At 44.8% G+C, this 1,102-nt stretch carries 1 protein-coding gene; it reads left to right on the forward strand.

The window, feature by feature from the left end:
- Nucleotides 1–1,102, forward strand: a 1,102-nt coding sequence (locus A3763_RS25705; RefSeq protein ID WP_068760723.1) for a lipoprotein-releasing ABC transporter permease subunit, incomplete at both ends; no start/stop codon positions are given.

Here is a 1,102-nt window from a genome sequence, read left to right on the forward strand (position 1 = left end):
TGTTTAAATTCTATCCTGTCTTAATTGGCCTTCGTTATACATCGGCGAAGCGCAAAAACCACTTCATTTCATTTATCTCGCTAACGTCGATGGTGGGCTTGATAATTGGTGTGGCTCTACTTATTACTGTGCTCTCTGTTATGAACGGTTTTGATCGTGAATTACAGCAAAGAATCTTGGGTATGGTGCCGCATGCAGTGATTAAACCTTATAGTGATATGCGAGACTGGCAAACACTTCAGGATTCTGTACTTGAAAATGAGAAAGTGCTTGCTGCCGCGCCGTTTATAAATGCTCAAGGAATGGTGACGCGTAACGGTGCAGTTCACGGTGTTCAGCTGAATGGCGTTTTACCTGAAGAAGAAACATCGGTCTCGATTATCAGTGAGCATATGATTCGAGGTTCTCTTGAGGATTTGAAATCAGGTGAGTTCGGCATGATTATCGGTGAAATACTATCCCGGCAATTGCGCGTTGATGTCGGGGATAAAGTCACTGTCGTTTTACCCGAAGCTTCCTTAACGCCTGCAGGTGTGTTTCCAAGGTTAAAGCGTTTTGTTGTAAAAGGTATTTTCAGTGTAGGAGCCGACCTGGATGCTTCGCTGACCATGATTCATATGGATGACGCGGCAAAAATGTTACGTATCAAAGGTTCAGTGCACGGCTTGCGCTTAAAAATGCATGACCTGTTTGATGCACCCTATATTGCTCGCCAGATAGCGATGAACCTGGATGAAGGTTTTTATAGCGTAGACTGGACCAGAACCCACGGAAACCTGTTTCAGGCAATTCGCATGGAAAAGACTATGATTGGCCTATTGTTGATGGTTATTGTTGCGGTTGCCGCCTTTAATATTATCTCTACTTTAGTGATGGTTGTGACGGATAAGAAAGCTGACATAGCGATCCTCCGCACCATGGGGGCGAGCCCCAAGGCGATTATGGGGATATTTGTTGTGCAAGGTGCTTATATCGGGATCGTAGGAACCCTGGTCGGCACCGTATTAGGCGTGCTACTCGCTTTGAATGTCAGCGATATTATTCAGGGAATAGAGAGTCTTCTGAAGATGCAGTTTCTCAACCCGGATGTCTATTTTATTAG

This window comes from Oleiphilus sp. HI0128 (genome assembly GCF_001635365.1).